The organism is Spirosoma flavus (genome assembly GCF_054778555.1).
In genome coordinates this window covers 954,710-973,954 of the sequence record NZ_BAAGZL010000001.1, presented here as the reverse complement: position 1 = coordinate 973,954, position 19,245 = coordinate 954,710, and the positions used below count along the sequence as shown (strand labels likewise).

Genomic DNA, 19,245 nt, shown 5'->3' with positions numbered 1-19,245 from the left:
ACACCATGCGCCTACTTTTCCTAATCTCATTCGTTTTTCTGCTTATTTCCTGCCAGCAAAAAGAGTCATCAACCTCTGTTGCAGTCAAAGACTATTTCACGTACACAGGTTCACCGGAATCCGGGGGCGTGAAACTCATTCCGATAAAAACGCCGGTTGGCGAATTCAAAGTCTGGACGAAACGGTTTGGCAATAATCCCAAAATCAAAGTCCTGCTGCTGCATGGTGGTCCAGCCATGACGCACGAGTACATGGAATGTTTCGAGACGTTTTTTGGCCGCGAGGGATTTGAATTTTATGAGTACGACCAGCTAGGTTCCTACTACAGCGACCAGCCCAAAGACGATAAACTCTGGACCACCGAACGATTTGTGGAGGAAGTTGAACAGGTACGTCAGGCGCTCGGGGCCGACAGTTCCAACTTCTACGTATTGGGCAATTCGTGGGGTGGCATTCTGGCGATGGAATACGCACTGAAATACCAGAAAAACCTGAAAGGCATGCTGATTGCCAACATGGTAGCCAGCGCGCCTGAATACGGAAAGTACGCCGAAGACGTACTGGCCAAACAAATGAAGCCCGAGGTTTTGAAAGAAGTGCGCGCTATCGAAGCGAAGAAAGATTTCGCCAATCCGCGCTACATGGAATTGCTCATTCCTAATTTTTACCACGAACACATCTGCCGATTAACCGAATGGCCCGACGGCCTCAACCGAGCTGCCAAACACGGAAACAATTACGTCTATACGCTGATGCAGGGCCCGAGTGAGTTCGGTATCAGTGGCCGGTTGGCGAATTGGGACATCAAAAATCGACTACACGAAATCAACGTACCGACCTTAATGATTGGCGCCAAATACGATACGATGGACCCGAAGGCAATGGAAGCACAAAGCAAAATGGTCAAAAAAGGACGCTATCTCTACTGCCCCAACGGCAGCCATTTGTCGATGTGGGACGATCAGCAGGTCTTTATGAATGGTGTCATTCAGTTTATCCACGATGTAGACGCCGGAAACATATGAAAGCTGTATTTAACGTAACAACCTGTTTTTTGCTTCTATTTTCAATTTGTTTTAGTGCAGTTTTTGGGCAGAAGCCAAGAGCCAGAGATATTGGCATCCCGTTCAATGGTACGCCCGGAAAATTCAATGCCATCACCGACGTAAAAGGCGTGGAAGTTGGGTATAACACCATCATTTCGGGTCAGGGAAAAAACATCCGGGGCAAGGGTCCGGTACGTACCGGCGTTACGGCTATTTTGCCCCGTGGCCGAACCAACAATCCGGTCTATGCCAACTGGTACACCCTAAACGGGAATGGCGAAATGACTGGTACTACGTGGATCACGGAATCCGGTTTTCTGGAGGGCCCGGTCATGATTACCAACACCAACAGTGTGGGCACCGTACGTGATGCGGTTCTGAAATGGTACGTTAAAACCGGCTGGTACAAAGAAGATTTCTGGTACACATACCCCGTTGTGGCCGAAACGTACGATGGATTTCTAAATGACATTTACGGCTTTCACGTCAAGGAAAGTCACGCTTTCGAAGCGCTGGATGGTGCCAAAAGCGGGACAATTCAGGAAGGCAATGTTGGCGGAGGAACGGGTATGATGTGCCTGGGATTTAAAGGTGGCACCGGAACAGCTTCGCGGCTGGTCAAGATTGCCGATTCGTCGTACACCGTTGGCGTACTGGTGCAGGCGAATTTTGGTGCGAAACGAAACCTAAGCATTGCCGGCGTTCCGGTAGGAGTAGAACTGAAAGACACCCTGAATTATGAGATGAAAGCGCCCCCCTCCTACCAGCCCGGCGACGGGTCGATTATTGTGATTGTCGCGACCGATGCCCCACTGCTTCCGCATCAGTTAAAACGGATTGCGGCACGGGTTCCGTTGGGTATCGGCATTGTGGGCGGGCGGGGTGAAAATGGCTCCGGCGATATCTTTCTGGCATTCTCGACCGCTAATCCGGGCGCTTTCAAACGGGATCGATTCACGACGCTTTCTGAACTACCCAACGACCGGATAAATCCACTGTTCGAGGCTACCGTGCAGGCCGTTGAAGAAGCGGTTATTAATGCGATGGTAGCCGCCGAAACCATCGAAGGCATCAATGGAAATAAAGCCTACGCACTTCCGCAAAAGTCAGTTATTGATCTGCTGAGAAAGTATAAGCGGATTAAGTAAACCCATACTTACTTATCAACGATTGCTGTTTTGTCACATCAATCATTGCTTCGTTTCGAAGTCTTAAATACCGACAATACAACCGATGAAAAATACGCTACTTATTTATTGGCTATTGATTTCATGTACTGCCTTTAGCCAAACGCAACCAGCTATCAAAAGCCTGAAAATCAACCAGCAACGTATCCAGACTCGTCTACTAGAACTGTCAAAATTTGGGGCACTGCCGAACGGCGGAAATGGGCGCGTGGCCTACAGCAAAGCCGATCAGGAAGGGCGGGCTTACTTTATCGATCTGATGAAAAAAGCCAGACTCGACGTAACGATCGATTACGCAGGTAATATCATTGGCCGACGCAAAGGAAAGAATCCAGCGCTCAAACCCATTGCCTTTGGCTCTCACATCGATAGCGTTCCAAATGGCGGAAATTATGACGGTCCCGTCGGTTCAATTAGTGCGCTCGAACTGGTCGAAACCCTCAATGAAAACAACGTAGTAACCGAACATCCGCTGGAGCTGATCATTTTCGCCAATGAAGAAGGCGGAACGGTGGGCAGTGGTGCCCTGATTGGCAAAATCACGCCAGCCGCCTTGAAATCAATGACGCAAAGCGGATTGACCATCGCCGACGGCATTCGGGCCATTGGCGGCAACCCGGATAGTTTAAGCAAAGTAGTTCGAAAAAAAGGAGACGTAGCCGCCTTTGTCGAACTGCATATTGAACAGGGTGGTATTTTGATGAAAGAGAATCTACAGATTGGCGTCGTAGAAGGAATCGTTGGTATTCAGCACTGGGACGCTACAGTTGAAGGCGCGGCTAACCATGCCGGTACCACGCCCATGGACGCCCGTCGCGATGCCCTGCTGGCGGCTGCTAAACTGATTGTCGCGCTAAATGAAGTCGTTACAAGCCACGAAGGCCGACAGGTGGGTACAATTGGCAAAATTTCTGCCGAACCGGGTGCGTATAATGTGATTCCGGGTAAGGTGGTGCTGGGCGTCGAAATTCGGGATTTGTCGCACGATAAGATCTGGAAACTGTTTCAGGAATTTGAAGCGAAAGCCAAAGAAATTGCCAAAACGTCTGAAACGAACATCTCTTTCGCGCAGTCGTCGATCGGCGTAACGCCCGCGCTCACGGCCAAGCCGATTCAGGACAAAATCATTGCTTCGGCCAAATCGATGGGCCTAACGTATCGATATATGCAAAGCGGGGCCGGGCACGATTCGCAGGAAATGGCTCAAATTGCGCCAGTAGGCATGATTTTCATTCCCAGCGTAGGTGGTATCAGTCACTCGCCCAAGGAGTTTTCGAAAGGAGTCGATATTGGCAACGGTGCCAACGTATTATTACAAACACTGCTCGCCCTCGACCGGGATTAATTCGTTAGGAACGTAGTACTAAGCACGTATCACATGACCGCGTTATGAAAAATCAATTCAGCCAGCTAACCTTTCGCTCTACTACGTATACGCTGGCGATGGTTTTTGTCTTTTTCCTGCTGAATACTACGTTAACCGGCCACGTTTGGGAAGGAATGGTTGTCAGTCAATCGGCCTTGACGGGCGAATATTGCGAGTTTAACGACGTTTCCAGATTCTTTCACCAGTTGGTTAATACGTACTCGAATCTGGTGTATTTCTTCTTTGGTATTTTTATTTGCCTGCTCGCTCTAAATGATCGTAAAAATCAGCGGACGGCAACTCAGAATCGGCTTCAACAATTTCCGATGCTTTCGCTGCTCATGGGTCTCTGTTTGATTTATCTGAGCGTTGGCAGCGCTTTTTTTCATGCATCGCTTACGTGGGTTGGGCAGCGGGTCGATATGAACGGTACGTATGGTGTGAGCGTTACGTTGCTCATTATTGCCCTTTATCACGTTTTCCATCGAATCAAATTATCGGAATCGGCAAAGCGCGTTTTTATCGGCCTTGTTGTTTTGCTGATTCTATCGTTTTATGAAATTCACCTGCTGATTCCAAGCAGCATTCTATTACCCGCTCTGATCCTGATGACCTGGATATTGATTATCATCAATTACATCCAGCTCAGGAAAGAACGGTCTGTTTTGCTGGCGATTTCCAGTATCGTACTGATTGTTGTTGCGCTGAAAATCAGGGCGCTCGATGTACAGAAAATCGGCTGCGATCCGCATTCACTGTATCAGGGCCATTCAGTCTGGCACCTGCTGGCGGGGTTGAGCAGCTTCTGCACTTACGCCTTTTTCCGGTTTACGCCTTCACGTACCGGCCCGGTTGACTGATCAATCACCCGTGATTTTCGCGATGGATGACTTGGGCTTTCTGGACTTGTCCAGGCTATCCCCTATGGCAAGCCCACAGCTACGGGCAGCGGTAGTATCTGGGCCAACAGATCCCCCCGCTCCGTTGACCGTTTAGCATATTTACACTGATAAATATCAATATATTATCTAGCTTTATTTTCATTACAAAGCCTCTCCCTTCTCGAAAGCCACTTTAATCAATCACCGTATGACTGTATTTTTACGAACCTGGCTTACCAGCCCTGATTTATTTATGGCCCAGCGTGAACATATCTACACCCGCTGGGCACTGATTTTCCTATTCTTAATTGGGCTAAGTAGCCGGGCCGGAGCTCAGTGTTTTCAACCGACTATCACTTATCCTTCGTTGGGAGGTCCCGTTTCGGTAGCTACTGGTGATTTCAACGGCGATGGAAAAGTCGATCTGGTCACCGCGAGCCTAAACAACAATAACGTCTCGGTGCGACTGGGCGATGGTTTGGGTAATTTTGGTGCGCCAACCACGTTTACCGCATCGAGTAACCCCCTTTGGGTGGCCGTGGGTGACTTCAATAATGATGGCAAAGCCGATCTTGTCACTGCGAACGTAACCTCTAACAATGTCTCGGTGCTGCTGGGTACAGGCACAGGCAGCTTTGGCCCCCAAACCACCTTTAGCATGGGAGGTGATCCTTCTTTAGTTGTGGTGGGCGACTTCAATAGTGATGGCCAAGCGGATATTGCCGTGGCGAATTCCAGTACCGGCAGCGTTACCGTGCGACTGGGAACAGGGACAGGCAGTTTCGGTGCCCTAACCACTTATCCTATGGGGAATGGCCCCTCTCTGGCGATTGCTGATTTCAACGGCGATGGTAAAATCGATCTGGTTACCGCGAACGGAGGCAACAATAACGTAGCAGTGCGGCTAGGGGACGGTTCGGGCGGCTTTGGTGCCCAAACCAATTTTGCGGCTGGTAGTAGCCCTTCTTCAGTAGCGGTGGGTGACGTCAATGGTGATGGCAAAGTCGATCTGGTCGTGGCGAACTATACGACTAACAACGTATCCGTGCTGCTCGGTACGGGCGCAGGCGGCTTTGGTTCCCCAGTCAGTTATGCTGTAGGAAATAACCCCCGTTCGGTGGCGGTGGGCGACATCAACGGCGATGGGAAAGCCGACCTGGCCGTGGCAAATTATAATAGTAACAACGTCTCAGTGCTACTGGGCAATGGCACCGGCAGTTTTAGCCCCCAAGCCACTTTTACCGTGGGAAACACTCCCCGTTCAGTGGTGATGGGTGACTTCAATGGTGATGGCAAAGTCGATCTGGTCTCTGCAAATGAAACCAACAACAGCATATCGGTACGCTTAAACTGCGCCGATGTGCTGACACTGGTCACCTCCGCCACGCCCAATCCGGTTGCCGCGGGGACAACGACGGCCTTATCGGTAACAGCTTCAGGGGGGACTGTTCCTTACTCTTACACCTGGGCGGCCCCGGCAGGCATTACCCTGTCGGCTACCTCTACCAGCGCCGTATCGGCCAGTGTGGGTACGGGCGTGAGTGGGCCTCAAACCATCACCATTACCGCAGCGTCATCGGGCGGTTCGCCCACCAGCACCAGCTTGGTCAGCCTGACGGTCAATCCCTGCAATTCAGTGGTGTACGTAACACCGGGCGGAGCCGGTTTGCAGGATGGCAGTAGCTGGACGAACGCTTTTTCGGGAACGGCTCTGCAAACGGCCATCAACACGGCGGCTGGCTGCGGAGCTCAGGTATGGGTAGCGGCTGGTACGTACAAACCCACCACTACAACTGGCCCCGATAGTCGCACCATCAGTTTTTCGATGCGAAACGGCGTAGCGATATATGGGGGCTTTCAGGGCAATGAGGCTACCCTGGACGCGCGCCCTTCCCTCAATCCCGTCACCGGCAATCCGTCCAGCACTACCCTCTCCGGCGACATTGGGACACTGGGCAACACGGCTGACAACAGCTACCACGTCATCAACAACCCAACCAGCCTAAGCCTGAACAACTCGGCTATTCTGGACGGTTTTGTGATAACCGGCGGCAACGCCAATGACCCCAGCGGACAAAATGGCATAGGAAACAACCTAAACCTGGGCGGGGGTATCTTCAACAATGGCAGGGGCAACGGTCATGATTGTAGCCCCCTGATTCGCAACTGCTCCTTTGAGGGTAATTCGGCTGCCAGCAAGGGCGGAGCCATCTATAACAATGGTTTTGCAGGCCAGAGCAGTCCGGTACTGGTCAATTGCTTTTTTCAGAACAATTCGGCTCCCGATGGTGGCGGGGCCATCTGTAATGATGGGTTTCAGGGCCTCAGCAGCCCTACGCTGACCAATTGTTTGTTTCAGAAAAACTCGAGTACTGACCAGGGCGGGGCAATATTAAACAGTGGCTATGAGGGCAACAGCAATCCCATACTGACCAACTGTACATTCCTGAGCAACTCAGCTGCCGCCGGTGGGGCAATAGGTAACGATGGGCGAACATCGACTGGCCATAGCAATCCCACGCTGATCAACTGCCTGTTCCAGAACAATTCGGCTATCAACGCTGGCGGAGCCATCTTCAATAATGCATATACGTCTGGCATCAGTAGCCCCACGCTGACCAACTGCGCCTTTCTGAGCAATAGTGCTAAAGATGGCGGGGCGATGTTTAACGATGGGGTTAGTGGCGGCAACAGTAACCCTGTACTGACCAACTGCTCCTTTCAGAATAATGCAGCTTCCTCTGGTGGTGGCGGGGCCATATACAATAAGGCAAATAGTGCCAGTGACCACAGCCTCCCCACGCTGGTTAACTGTGTGGTGTTTGGCAATGGATTTTTCTCATTTTATAATCTTAACAGTATTCCTGTTCCTGCCAGTTACAGCCTATTCGACAATACATCCGGGGTAGATGTAACCGGTCCAGGGAACCTGACGACCGTCACCTCGCCCTTTGCCAGCACCAGTAGTATGGCTCTGGCGCCCTGCTCACCGGCCATCAACGCGGGGCTGAACTCGGCATCGGGCCTGACGGGCATCACCACGGATCTGGCGGGGAATCCGCGTTTTTACAACAGCGGCACCGGAACGCCAGACCGCGTCGATATGGGAGCCTATGAATTCCAGGGTGCGGCCAGTACGGTATCAGGTATCACGGCGCAGCCAATAGCAGAGACGACGGTATGCGTAGGTAGTACGGTAACAGCGAGTGTGAGCGTTTCGGGAACAGGGCCCTTAACGTATCAGTGGTATAAGGATGGGTCGGTAGTGAATGCGCAAACCAGTGCTACGTTATCACTAACCAATGTGCAAACCAGTGATGCCGGAAGCTATTCGGCGGTCGTGACGGGTTCCTGCAACAGCCTAACCAGCACGGCCTTTAGCTTGACCGTGAATGCTACTCCCACCGCTACGCTCACGCCCAGAAGTGCTACGTTGACCTGCGCCAGCCCGAGCGTTACGTTGACGGCCGGTAGCGGAAGTTCTTACACCCTAACTGGCGGTGCGGGGACTCAGACCAATACAAATGGCCAGTTTGTGGTTAGTGTGGCCGGTACGTATACGGTCACTGTAGCAAACGCCAATGGTTGTACTTCCTCGACTACGGCCACTGTTGTGAACGCAATTTCTGCTACGTTGCTCACCTGGACGGGAGCCGTCAGCACCGACTGGAACACGGCGGGCAACTGGTGCCCATCCCGCGTACCGCTGACTAGCGACGACGTATTGATTCCGTCGGCACCTGCCAACAAGCCCGTTCTAAGCACAACGGCAGTGGCTAACTCGGTGGAGGTGGGAAGCGGATCCTCGCTGAGCATCACCACTGCGGGAAGTCTGACTATCAACGGCTCCAGAAATAACAACGGATTTATAAACAGAGGAACGGTGACCAATAACGGGCTATTAGTCATTGGTAATGAATCGATAGTGACGGGAAGTGGGTTGGCCAACAGGGGTACTTTCCAGAACACCGCAGGGGGCATCATTCAGATTGACCGCACAACCGGGGATGGCGTGTCCAATCAAACGGGTACATTTACCAACTCAGCCACCATTACGGTGGGTGCTTCGGCCACGCTGGGCGGTGCCGGGATTGGTACCCAGACTACCTTCCTCAACAACCCGGGCGGGCTTATTCAGATTGACCGTACGACAAACGGTATAACCAACCTGGCGAGTACGTTTACCAACTCCGCTACGATTACGGTGGGCTATTCGGCTAGTGTAAGTGCCAGTGGAATTGGCAATCAGGCTACCTTCCGGAACAATGCCGGCGGCCTTATCCAGATCGGACGGACGGGTAGCCATGGCATTAACTCGATTTTGGGTACATTTACCAATGCGGCTATCATTACGATGGGTGCTTCAGCGACTGTGGGCGCTAGTGGGATTAATAATCAGGGTATTTTCCAAAATAATGCCGGCGGCCTTATCCAGATCGACCGGACGGGCGGCCAGGGCATTACTACAGGCACGGCTAACGGTGCCTTCACGAATGCAGCTATCCTCAAAATTGGCAGTCTGACCACCGTCGCGGGAAATGGTATTCAGGTGTCAGGCGGTACGTTTACCAACAGTCCGGGGGGAAACATCAACATTAATCGAAGCAACCAGGGCATTAACGTTCCCGCAGGAGGCAGCTTTATCAATTCATCGACGCTGACGGTTGGTGATGTCGCCTTTTCGAGTCAGGATAATATTTTCAACCGCGGCACATTTACCAATACCGTCACCGGCGAAATTCGGGTGGACAGAGCGTACGGCAATGGCATCTGGAACGTTACCGGTACGTTCCGCAATGACGGAAAGATTTTCGTGGGTTCACTCGCCAGTACAGGACAGTCGGGTATTTATAACACCGGTATTTCCTTCGCCAACTCGGCCGGAGGCAGTATTCAACTGGACCGGGTGGGCCTGGGCCTGAAGAATGTCACGACCCTGACCAATGCGGGCCAGATTCGTATGGGAAATAATGTACCGCTCGGTAGTGGGGGTATTTTAAATGGGGACGGGTCGGGCAATGTAGCGGCTGTTTTTACTAATCTAAGCGGAGGATTGATTCAGGTTGACCAAACGGCGACTAATCAGAACGGCCTCACCAACGAAGTAATGACCACCTTTACCAATGCGGGTACAGTCACTATCGGCACATTGGGGGCCATCGGGGGGCATGGCATCACCAACGCGGGTACAGTCTCCAACAGTGCCTGTGGGGCATTAACGGTCTTCGATAACATCAACAATGGGGACACATTCGTCAATGCGGGCCTGTTTACGGTCAAAACGAGTCAGCCGCACAGCAACACAGGCACGCTGACCAACAATGGCATCATCGACTATCCGCAGGGCAATCCCATTCCCAACGTAGTGAATAACGATGTGATTGCCGCACCCATCAGCAGCTGTGGTAGTCCTACGATCACACCCGCCCTGCAGTTAGGCTCCAACAATAATCAGTTCACGGTGGGCACTACGTGGTATTCCGACCAGGCATTAACACAGCCCGCGGGCAGCTACGATCAGGGAAGCAATACGTTCACGGCGACGGCGCTGTCGATTGGCAGCAGTGCTACGTTGTATTTTGCCGCTACCGATAACGCCAACAGCTGCACCAAAACGGTATCCATTTCCGTAACGCTCAACGAAGCGTCTACGCCCAGTATTACGGCTAACCCCAGCCTGACGATCTGCCAGGGCACGTCGGTTACGCTAACGGCGTCCGGGGGTACGACGTATCTATGGAACAACGGAACGACAACGGCCATCAACATCATTGATACCAACGCCCCTTCCGGCAATCCGGGACCCGGTGGAGGCTACAGCGGCCCGGCAGGTCCACAATCGGTGACGGTGACCAATGCCGTCGGCTGTTCATCGACCGCTACGGTTTATCTGACCATTACTCCCCTTCCGGTAGCCGTTATCAACCCGCCGACTCTGACCGTGTGCCAGGGGCAGCCCGCTTCGCTGACGGCTTCGGGTGGAAGTTCGTACCTGTGGAGCACCGGCGAAACTACGGCAGTAATCAACGTAACGGCCACGGGAACGTACTCGGTTACGGTTTCAGGCGCAACGGGCCCGACTGGTCCAACAGTTCCGGCGCGGCTGGCTGCCGAAGCAACCTGCTCGGCCACGGCTTCAGCTACACTAACAATCAATGAGTTACCTAATCCTGGGCTGATCAGTAGCGGTACGATAACCTGCGCCCAAACCAGCGTGACCTTAACGGCTTCGGGCGGTACGTCCTACACCTTCCTCAATGGCAGTGGTACGGTGATCGGCACACCGGGGGCCAGCAATTCGGTGGTAGTCAGTAGCGGTGGAACGTATTCGGTCATAGTAGCCAACGCGAGTGGTTGTACGGCCAATACCACCACCACCGTCGCGGCCGATCAAACTCCTCCAACTGTCAGCATCACTCCATCTAGCGCTACGTTAACCTGCACCAATCCAACGGCGAGTTTAACCGCCGTAGGAACAGGAACGTATCGATGGACCACCGGTGCTACTACGTCGGTCATCAGCGCGACGTCGGCTGGTACGTACTCGGTGACATTGACGGGGGCTAACGGTTGCACCGCTACCACTTCGGCGCAGGTATTTGAAAATACGTCTCCGCCCGTAGTGAACATCAACCCGACCAGTGCTACGTTGACCTGCACCAATCCGGCGGTAAGTCTGACGGCAGTGGGTAATGGTTCACTACGTTGGAATACCGGTGCTACGTCGCCAGTCATCAATGCTACGTCAGCAAACACGTACTCCGTTACGTTGACGAGCGCGAACGGCTGTACGGCAACAGCCAGCGTGATTGTCAGCGCCGACCAAGCCCCGCCTTCGGTGAGTATCATTCCAAGTAGTGCTACGTTGACTTGTACGACAACGAGTGTCAGTCTAAGCGCCGTGGGAGCGGGTACGTATCGGTGGACCACCGGGGCTACTACGTCGGTCATCAGCGCTACGTCAGCTGATACGTACTCGGTGACATTGACGGGAACCAACGGTTGCACCGCTACCACTTCGGCTCAAGTATTCCAGGACGTTACTCCGCCCACCGTGAGTATTACTCCAAGTAGTGCTACGTTAACTTGTACCAATCCAACGGTGAGTTTAACCGCCGTAGGAACAGGAACGTATCGCTGGAATGATAACCTTACTTCGTCCGTCCGGAGTGTGACCGCAGCGGGTACGTATTCGGTTACGGTGACGGGCACCAATGGTTGTACAGCGTCAACAAGCGTCGTCGTAGGTGCCGATCAGATAGTGCCTACCGTGAGTATCAGCCCATCGAGTGCTACGTTAACCTGTACTGATACAGCGGTAAGTCTGACGGCGGTGGGAACCGGTACGTATCGATGGAGCAATGGAGCCACTACGTCAGTCATCAGCGCTAGCTTGGCTAACACATATTCCGTCACGTTGACGGGAACCAACGGGTGTACCGCTACGACATCGGCTCAAGTGTTCCAGAATACGACCCCGCCTTCGGTGAGTATCACTCCAAGTAGTGCTACGTTGACATGCACCAATCCAACGGTGAGTTTAACTGCCGTAGGAACGGGAACGTACCGCTGGAGCACCGGGGCTACGTCTCAAGTGATCAGTGCTACGTCGGCGGCCACTTATTCAGTGACGTTGACGGGTACCAATGGGTGTACGGCCGTGGCGTCGGCTCAGGTAGTTCAGGATAATTCGTTGCCTGTGGTGAGTATCACGGCCAATCCGTCGCTAACCATCAGTGCGGGGCAAACGACTACACTTACTGCCAGTGGAGCCGCTACGTATCAGTGGAACACAGGCGCTACTACGTCGGCTATTGTGGTTAATACGACTGGTGTCTACTCCGTTACGGGTACTAATGGCATTTGTTCGTCAGCTGCTTCAGTCACGGTTTCGTCGCCGTTTGCCATCTCGTCGGTTATTTCTAATTCCTGTCAGCAGATCGCCAGTAACCGCTACGTCATCAGCTTTACGCCACGATACACTGGACTTAACGGGCAACCTGTTAGCTTCTCCATCGCCAACGAGATTTTCCCGACTACCGATCCGGGGCCGTATACGCTACAGCTCTATACGGACAACCCAACGCTGATTCTCCACGCCCAGCAGGCCGGTACGCCGGGTGAGGTTACGTATACGTATAACTGGCTGGCCGTGTGTCAGAATCCGCAGCCCAACACGCCCCCTCGCGTTGATCAGCCCTTGACCAATCAAACGGCTCGTGTGGGGCAGGGATTTGGCTATACGATTCCGCAAAATACGTTCACCGACAACGAAACGCCACAAAGTCTTACGCTGACGGTTAACGGGTTACCAGCTGGACTCAGCTTTACGGCACCGGCTCAAATCGGTGGCGTACCAACAACGGCGGGCACCAGTTCGGTGACGGTGACCGCGACTGATCCCGGTGGTTTGACGGTGTCGGCTACGTTTGTGCTGACAGTGATTGATCCGTCGGCGGCCAATACCTCGCCAATCGTAGCCAACTCTGTGCCCGATCAACTGGCTATTCAGGGCCAGTCGTTTACGCTGAGCGTCTCTAATACCTTCTCCGATGCGCAGACTCCGCAGGCACTGACGCTGGCCGCCAGCGGGTTACCTGCCGGACTTACGTTGGTGGGAACTGCCATTTCCGGTACGCCGTCTCAAACGGGTACGTCGACAATAACGCTCAAAGCTACCGATCCGGGTGGACTTACCGCCACAACCAGCTTTAGTCTCACGGTGCAGCCTTCGTCGACGATTCCTTTCGCTATCACTGGCGTGAGCCCACTGACCTGCACTCAGATTGCGGCCAACCGCTATGACATCAGTTTCACTCCTCGCTACAGTGGTGTGAATGGACAAACCATTACGTTTGAAGTCGTTAGCGAGCTGGCACCGACAACTGCGCCGGGACCGTATAGCCTGCAACTTTACAATGACAAACCGAGTATTATCCTGAAGGCCAAACAGGCCGGCAGTGCGGGCGAAGCTTCGTTTACCTACAACTGGCTGAGTTTCTGTCAGAATCCGCAGCCCAACACGCCCCCCCGGGTCAACCAGCCGCTGACCGATCAGGTGGCGAAAGTGGGGCAGGCATTTGGTTATACGATTCCTCAACTCACTTTCACCGACAACGAATCGCCCCAAAGTCTTTCTCTCAGCGTGAGTGGACTTCCCGCCGGACTCAGTTTCAGTCCGCCGACGCAATTTGGGGGCGTTCCCAGCGCGACGGGCATCAGTTCAGTGACGGTAACGGCAACTGATCCGCAAGGACTAACGGTAAGTACCAGCTTTACGTTGCGGGTAGTCGATCCGAATAATTGCCGGGATGCGAATGGCGCCATTACGTCGGTAAAAGCAGGCAGTTGGGATGATCCGGCGGTGTGGTCGTGCGGGGTGGTTCCTGGTCCGACTGACGTAGTGCAGCTGAATCACGTAGTGAGTTTACCAGCCAGCTACGTAGCGCAGATCAAAACGCTACGTTATGGAACCGGTGGTAAGTTAACGTATCAGATCGGGGCACGATTGCGGCTGGGCTTCTGAATTAGCCGGCTGTAGAACGTAGCACGGTTGTTACTACGTTGACAGGTCGCAGCATTATTAAAATGAGTTCTCCGGTTTCTTTCACTATAAGGTTGAGGCCGGAGAACTCATTTTAGGGGCTAGTTTTCTAATTGAATAGCTATATCCTCCCGAAGCCATTTTTTCATTATGGGAAAACCTTTGGTAGCATCCTCGCTGGCCGTATCTGACAGGCCCATCCAGCCTACTAAAGACAGACCTATATAATTCCCGGAGGTAAATTCCTCAATGAGCCACTCACTACTCAAGTCAAAACGGTGAAAGTTATCAAGTCTGAATAGCTTGAGTAAACTTAGTTAGCAGGGAGGCAGGATCAATGTCCTGCCTCCCTGCTTGTTTATGGGGGTTCGGGTTATGACTCCCTACACTGTAATACACTGCCTGTCAAGCACATACTTACACTTTGGTAAGTCAAGACGTACTGAGCAAGAATATTCCCAGAACTGTCATATATCGTATAAAAAAACATCCACTACTAGGCCTCTTTTTCGTAAATGCGACGAGCGTGTTAATGAATGCGACGAGAGTGTTAGCAGCAATAAAATTCAGACCCGAACTTGCAGGCGTCGTGGGCGCACGTAAACCCACGAACGTATAACCCTCTTCGTACTATGATTAAAAATTACTTGCTACGTTTTTGCTGCTTTCTTTTTGGCCTGACTACACTACTCAGGTGGTCGCCTGTGTCAGGACAGAACGGCCCTACCTGCAGCGTGTATGCCACGCGCACCACGGCCGACGGCCTTGAAAGTAACAATACCCATGCCGTTTATGTGGTAACTGGTCCGGGCAGTTCGACCGTTTATGCGGCTACCAACCGGGGGTTAAGTATTTCCACGGACGGTGGACTTTCATTCGTCACCAAATTAACAACCGATGGACTGGGAGACAACATCGTAAATGACGTCTATGTCCTCAACAATACCATCTACGCGGCCACTAATGCAGGCTTGAGTATTTCGACCGATGGCGGTACGTCCTTTACCAATTATACCAGCGGCCTGGGGAATACGCTTGTCAATGCTGTTTATGCTTTGTCTGGCCCAAGCAGCACCACAATTTATGCCGCTACGAATGGCGGCTTAAGTATCTCCACGAATGGTGGCACCTCGTTTATTAACCGCACCACGACCAATGGTCTCGGAAACAATGCCGTTAATGATGTATTTGCCATTTCGGGGCCATCGAGCACCAGCGTGTATGCCGCTACGTCGGGTGGATTAGGCATCTCGACGAACGGAGCCAGCTCGTTCAACAATAAGACGACATCCAATAGTAGCTTAGGGAGTAATTCGACCAGAGGAGTTTACGTAACAGACGGCGCGATTTACGTAACTACTATCAATGGGTTGAGCATTTCAACCAACGGAGGTACTTCGTTCGTCAACAAAACTCAGGCGAACAGCGGTTTAGGCAACGTACCGGGCAATCCGGCCAACAGTGTGTTTGTGCTGGGCAGTACCGTCTACGTAGCGGTTCAGGGCGGGCTTAGTATTTCGACCAATGGCGGTGCTACGTTCACCAATTATACCAGCAATAATGGTTTGGGTAACAACTACGTAAGCGACGTTTACGTTGCTGGAGGCATCGTTTACACGGCCAACAATGGAGGCATATCGTATTGCGACACCATAACGCCCGTCATTTCGGATTTGTCGTCAAGTCCTGATCCGGTTTGTGTAGGTAGTCCAGTGACCGTGACGGCCAACATAAACAACGTATCGAATGGCTATAGCTACACCCTTACCAGTGGTGCTACGTCGCTGGTGGGCTCCAGTAACAGCGCGGCCTTCAGCCTGACATTCACCGCGAACAGTGTTGGTGCCCAGAGCTTTAGCCTAACAACCAGCGCCAACAGCAAAACCTACACGACTTCCAGAAGCTATACCGTCAACGCGCTTCCGGTGGCTACACTGGTGAACAATGGACCGCTGACCTGTACGCAAAGCTCAGTTACGCTGACCGCTTCGGGTGGTGATATTTATACGTTCAGAGATGGCAGCGGCACCGAAATCGGTACAACCGGGGCTACGACAACCCGCGTAGTGAGTGCTCCAGGTACCTACTCAGTATCGGTAACTAACTCGGCTGGTTGTGTTAGCAGTACGACTACAACAGTAACCAGTACTACGTCGGCTGCTGGACAGGTGGCCCGTTTGTATGTGAAGGCCAATGCGACAGGTGCCAATACGGGCTTAAGCTGGCAGAATGCCTTTACGGATCTGCAATCGGCGCTGAACTACGGTTGTGCAACCAATCTGACCGAAATTTGGGTAGCAGCCGGAACGTACAAACCAGCCAGTACCTCGGCAGACGTTATGGTTAGTTTCGTGATGAAAAACGGGGTAGCTATTTATGGTGGTTTCGTAGGTACTGAAACTGCTCTGAATCAGCGGCCGTTGATCAATCTGACCATACCGAGCAGCAGTACGTTATCGGGCGATATTGACAGCGATGGATCGTACAACCGTAACAGCTACCACATTATACGAAACGGGTCAGGCATAAATTCAACCGCAATTCTGGACGGATTTGTTATTGGCGGAGCCAGCGCCGACGGCCCCGCGCCCGACAATAATGGGGGTGCCCTGTTTAACGATGGTGCAGGCAGCGGCTGTACACCAACCATTCGTAATTGCGTGTTTACAAACAACTTAGCCTCTGGAACCGGGGGAGCTGTGTATAACACGAATGCGTCGCCCCAATTCACGAACTGCGTGTTTAAAAGCAATTCCGGTTATTTGGGAGCGGGGGCCGTTTATAACATCAACGATAGTAGCCCGAAGTTTACAAACTGTCAGTTCCAGAGCAATTCCGGCGGCAGTATGGGGGGCGGGGCCATTTATAACGACGCCAGCGGTACGAGCCCGGTCAATCCACAGTTCATCAATTGTGATTTTAACGGCAATACAACCACCAACGATGGCGGGGCCGTTTACAACAATGCCAGCAGCAATTTTGTGAGTCCTATTTTTGTAAACTGCTCATTCCAAAGCAATTCGGCCGATTCGCAGGGGGGTGCATTTTATAATTCGGCAGGTGCCAATTTTGCCTGCCGCCCGGATTTTACCAACTGCTCATTTCAGGGAAATACCGCTACCAGTACGGGCAAAGCCATGTACAACGTACGGGCTACCAACGGAACAACTGCCGTTACGTTGACCAACTGCGTGTTCTTTAACAATGGCGGCAGCGGAACGTTCTTCAATTCAGGGGCTACCGTAACGGCCAGTTATAGCCTTTTCGAAACAACGGTAACGGGCTACGCCAACGGAGGTAACAACCTGACCAATAACACCAGACCGTTTGTCTCAAATTTCAGTACAGAATTAACTTCCACAGCCGTAGCCATTGATGCCGGACTCAATTCGGCAACCGGCCTTACCGGTGTCACGACGGATCTGGCCGGTAATCCACGGGTCAACGGCGGGCGTGTGGATATGGGTTCGTATGAGTTTCAGCGCAGTCTCTCCATCACGGCTTCCGCTTCATCCACAGCAATTTGCCTCAATAATTCTGCAACTTTATCGGTGACCGTTTCTGGCGGAGTTACGCCGTACACCTACGCCTGGGCAGCTCCGGCGGGTACTACGTTGAATACTACGTCGGCCAGCGCGGTTACGGCAACCGGTACTACGTCGGGAGTAAAAACATTTACCGTAACCGTAACGTCGACTGATGGGGCCACAAGTACAACAACCGTCAACGTAACGGTAAATGACGCACCAATGGTAAGCATAAATCCGCCAAATCCTGTACTAACCTGCGCTACTACGTCGGTGAGCCTCAGCGCAGTAGGCAGTGGTACGTATCGCTGGAGCACCGGGGCTACTTCGTCCAGCATCAATGTAAGTACAGCAGGTTTCTATTCGGTGACGTTAACCAGTGCAAACGGCTGTACCGCGACCGCTGCGGCTGCGGTATCGCAAGATAATTCGGCACCCTCGGTGAGCATCAGCCCGTCGAATGCTACGTTGACTTGCAGCAGTCCCACGGCAACGCTAACGGCCACAGGCTCAGGAACGTATCGATGGAACACCGGAGCGACTACGTCCAGTATCACTGTAAGCATCGCGGGCACTTACTCGGTAACGTTGACAGGCAGTAACGGGTGTATAGCTAATGCATCGGTCCAGGTATCGCAGAATACAACTTCGCCTTCGGTGAGCATTAATCCATCGAGTGTTACGCTAAGCTGCGCCAATCCAACCGCAACCCTGAACGCCGTAGGTAGTGGTACGTATCGATGGAATACGGGCGCGACTACAGCCAGCATTTCGGTGAACGTAGCAGGTACGTATTCGGTAACACTGACCGGCACTAACGGATGCACCGCAGCAGCCAGTGCCACTGTACAGCAAAATAGCTCGGTGCCTTCGGTGAGTATCAATCCGTCGAGTGCTACGTTGACCTGTACTACAACCTCGGTAAGCTTGAGTGCAGCGGGCAATGGTACGTATCGGTGGAATACCGGGGCCACTACGTCCAGTATCAGCGTAAACACGGCAGGTTTCTACTCGGTGACCTTGACCAGTGCCAACGGCTGTACGGCAACCGCAGTGGCGCAGGTATCCCAAAATACGGCTGCGCCTTCGGTGAGCATCAACCCATCTAGTGCCACGTTGACCTGCGCCAGCCCTACCGCGAGTCTGACGGCAGTGGGCAGCGGTACGTATCGCTGGAGCACGGGAGCCACTACGGCCAGTATTTCGGTGAGTGCGGCTGGTACATATTCGGTGACGCTTACTGGAGCGAATGGCTGCACCGCCGTAGCCAGTGCCACTGTAACATCAGCATTTAATACGGAGACAAGCACCGTTAAGGCCGGAAACTGGAACGACCCAACAGTATGGTCGTGCGGAGTTGTTCCAGCCAGCACGGTTACAGTCCAGCTCAACCATGCGGTTACTTTACCGGCTAACTACGTAGCGGTAGGCAAAACGTTGCGGTATACATCCGGAGGCAAGCTAACGTATCAGAGTGGCGCTACGTTGCGACTTGGTTTTTAGGGGGTTGCGCTAATTATCCGAAGTAGATTTATAGCAACAAACTATATTTCCCGCTTTACAGCCCGGCGATACTAAATCTTCTTAACGATTTAGCATCGCCGGGCTGTTTTCTTTAGACTGTATCTTTTATGAAGCAATGATCTCACAAACAGTAGCTTACATAAATTAATTATCATATTTTACACCCTAAT

Annotated in this window: 6 protein-coding genes; all 6 read left to right on the top strand. The window is 52.5% G+C overall.

What is annotated here, in order from left to right:
• The first annotated feature begins 5 nt into the window (after positions 1-5).
• Entirely contained in the window at positions 6-1,025 is a 1,020-nt protein-coding gene (locus ACYVF1_RS03720) for a proline iminopeptidase-family hydrolase (protein ID WP_461075743.1), read from the top strand.
• Complete coding sequence (locus tag ACYVF1_RS03715; protein WP_461075741.1) at positions 1,022-2,194, top strand: DmpA family aminopeptidase; 1,173 nt, start codon at positions 1,022-1,024, stop codon at positions 2,192-2,194. Before ACYVF1_RS03720 ends, ACYVF1_RS03715 begins: the two co-directional genes overlap by 4 nt.
• 85 nt (positions 2,195-2,279) lie before the next feature.
• Positions 2,280-3,578 (top strand): allantoate amidohydrolase, encoded by a 1,299-nt coding sequence (locus ACYVF1_RS03710; protein WP_461075739.1) that lies wholly within the window; start codon positions 2,280-2,282, stop codon positions 3,576-3,578.
• Positions 3,579-3,622: 44 nt separating this feature from the next.
• Positions 3,623-4,459 carry a ceramidase domain-containing protein gene (locus tag ACYVF1_RS03705; RefSeq protein WP_461075737.1) on the top strand — a complete coding sequence of 279 codons (837 nt, stop codon included), beginning with the start codon at positions 3,623-3,625 and terminating at the stop codon, positions 4,457-4,459.
• Between the two features lie 229 nt (positions 4,460-4,688).
• Entirely contained in the window at positions 4,689-14,006 is a 9,318-nt protein-coding gene (locus ACYVF1_RS03700; RefSeq protein ID WP_461075735.1) for an FG-GAP-like repeat-containing protein, read from the top strand.
• 650 nt (positions 14,007-14,656) lie between these two features.
• Entirely contained in the window at positions 14,657-19,054 is a 4,398-nt protein-coding gene (locus ACYVF1_RS03695) for a beta strand repeat-containing protein (protein WP_461075733.1), read from the top strand.
• Positions 19,055-19,245: the final 191 nt, after the last annotated feature.

Coding starts and splice junctions, on each gene's coding strand:
- ACYVF1_RS03720 (WP_461075743.1), top strand. CDS start 6: ATGCGCCTACTTTTCCTAATCTCATTCGTTTTTCTGCTTATTTCCTGC.
- ACYVF1_RS03715 (WP_461075741.1), top strand. CDS start 1,022: ATGAAAGCTGTATTTAACGTAACAACCTGTTTTTTGCTTCTATTTTCA.
- ACYVF1_RS03710 (WP_461075739.1), top strand. CDS start 2,280: ATGAAAAATACGCTACTTATTTATTGGCTATTGATTTCATGTACTGCC.
- ACYVF1_RS03705 (WP_461075737.1), top strand. CDS start 3,623: ATGAAAAATCAATTCAGCCAGCTAACCTTTCGCTCTACTACGTATACG.
- ACYVF1_RS03700 (WP_461075735.1), top strand. CDS start 4,689: ATGACTGTATTTTTACGAACCTGGCTTACCAGCCCTGATTTATTTATG.
- ACYVF1_RS03695 (WP_461075733.1), top strand. CDS start 14,657: ATGATTAAAAATTACTTGCTACGTTTTTGCTGCTTTCTTTTTGGCCTG.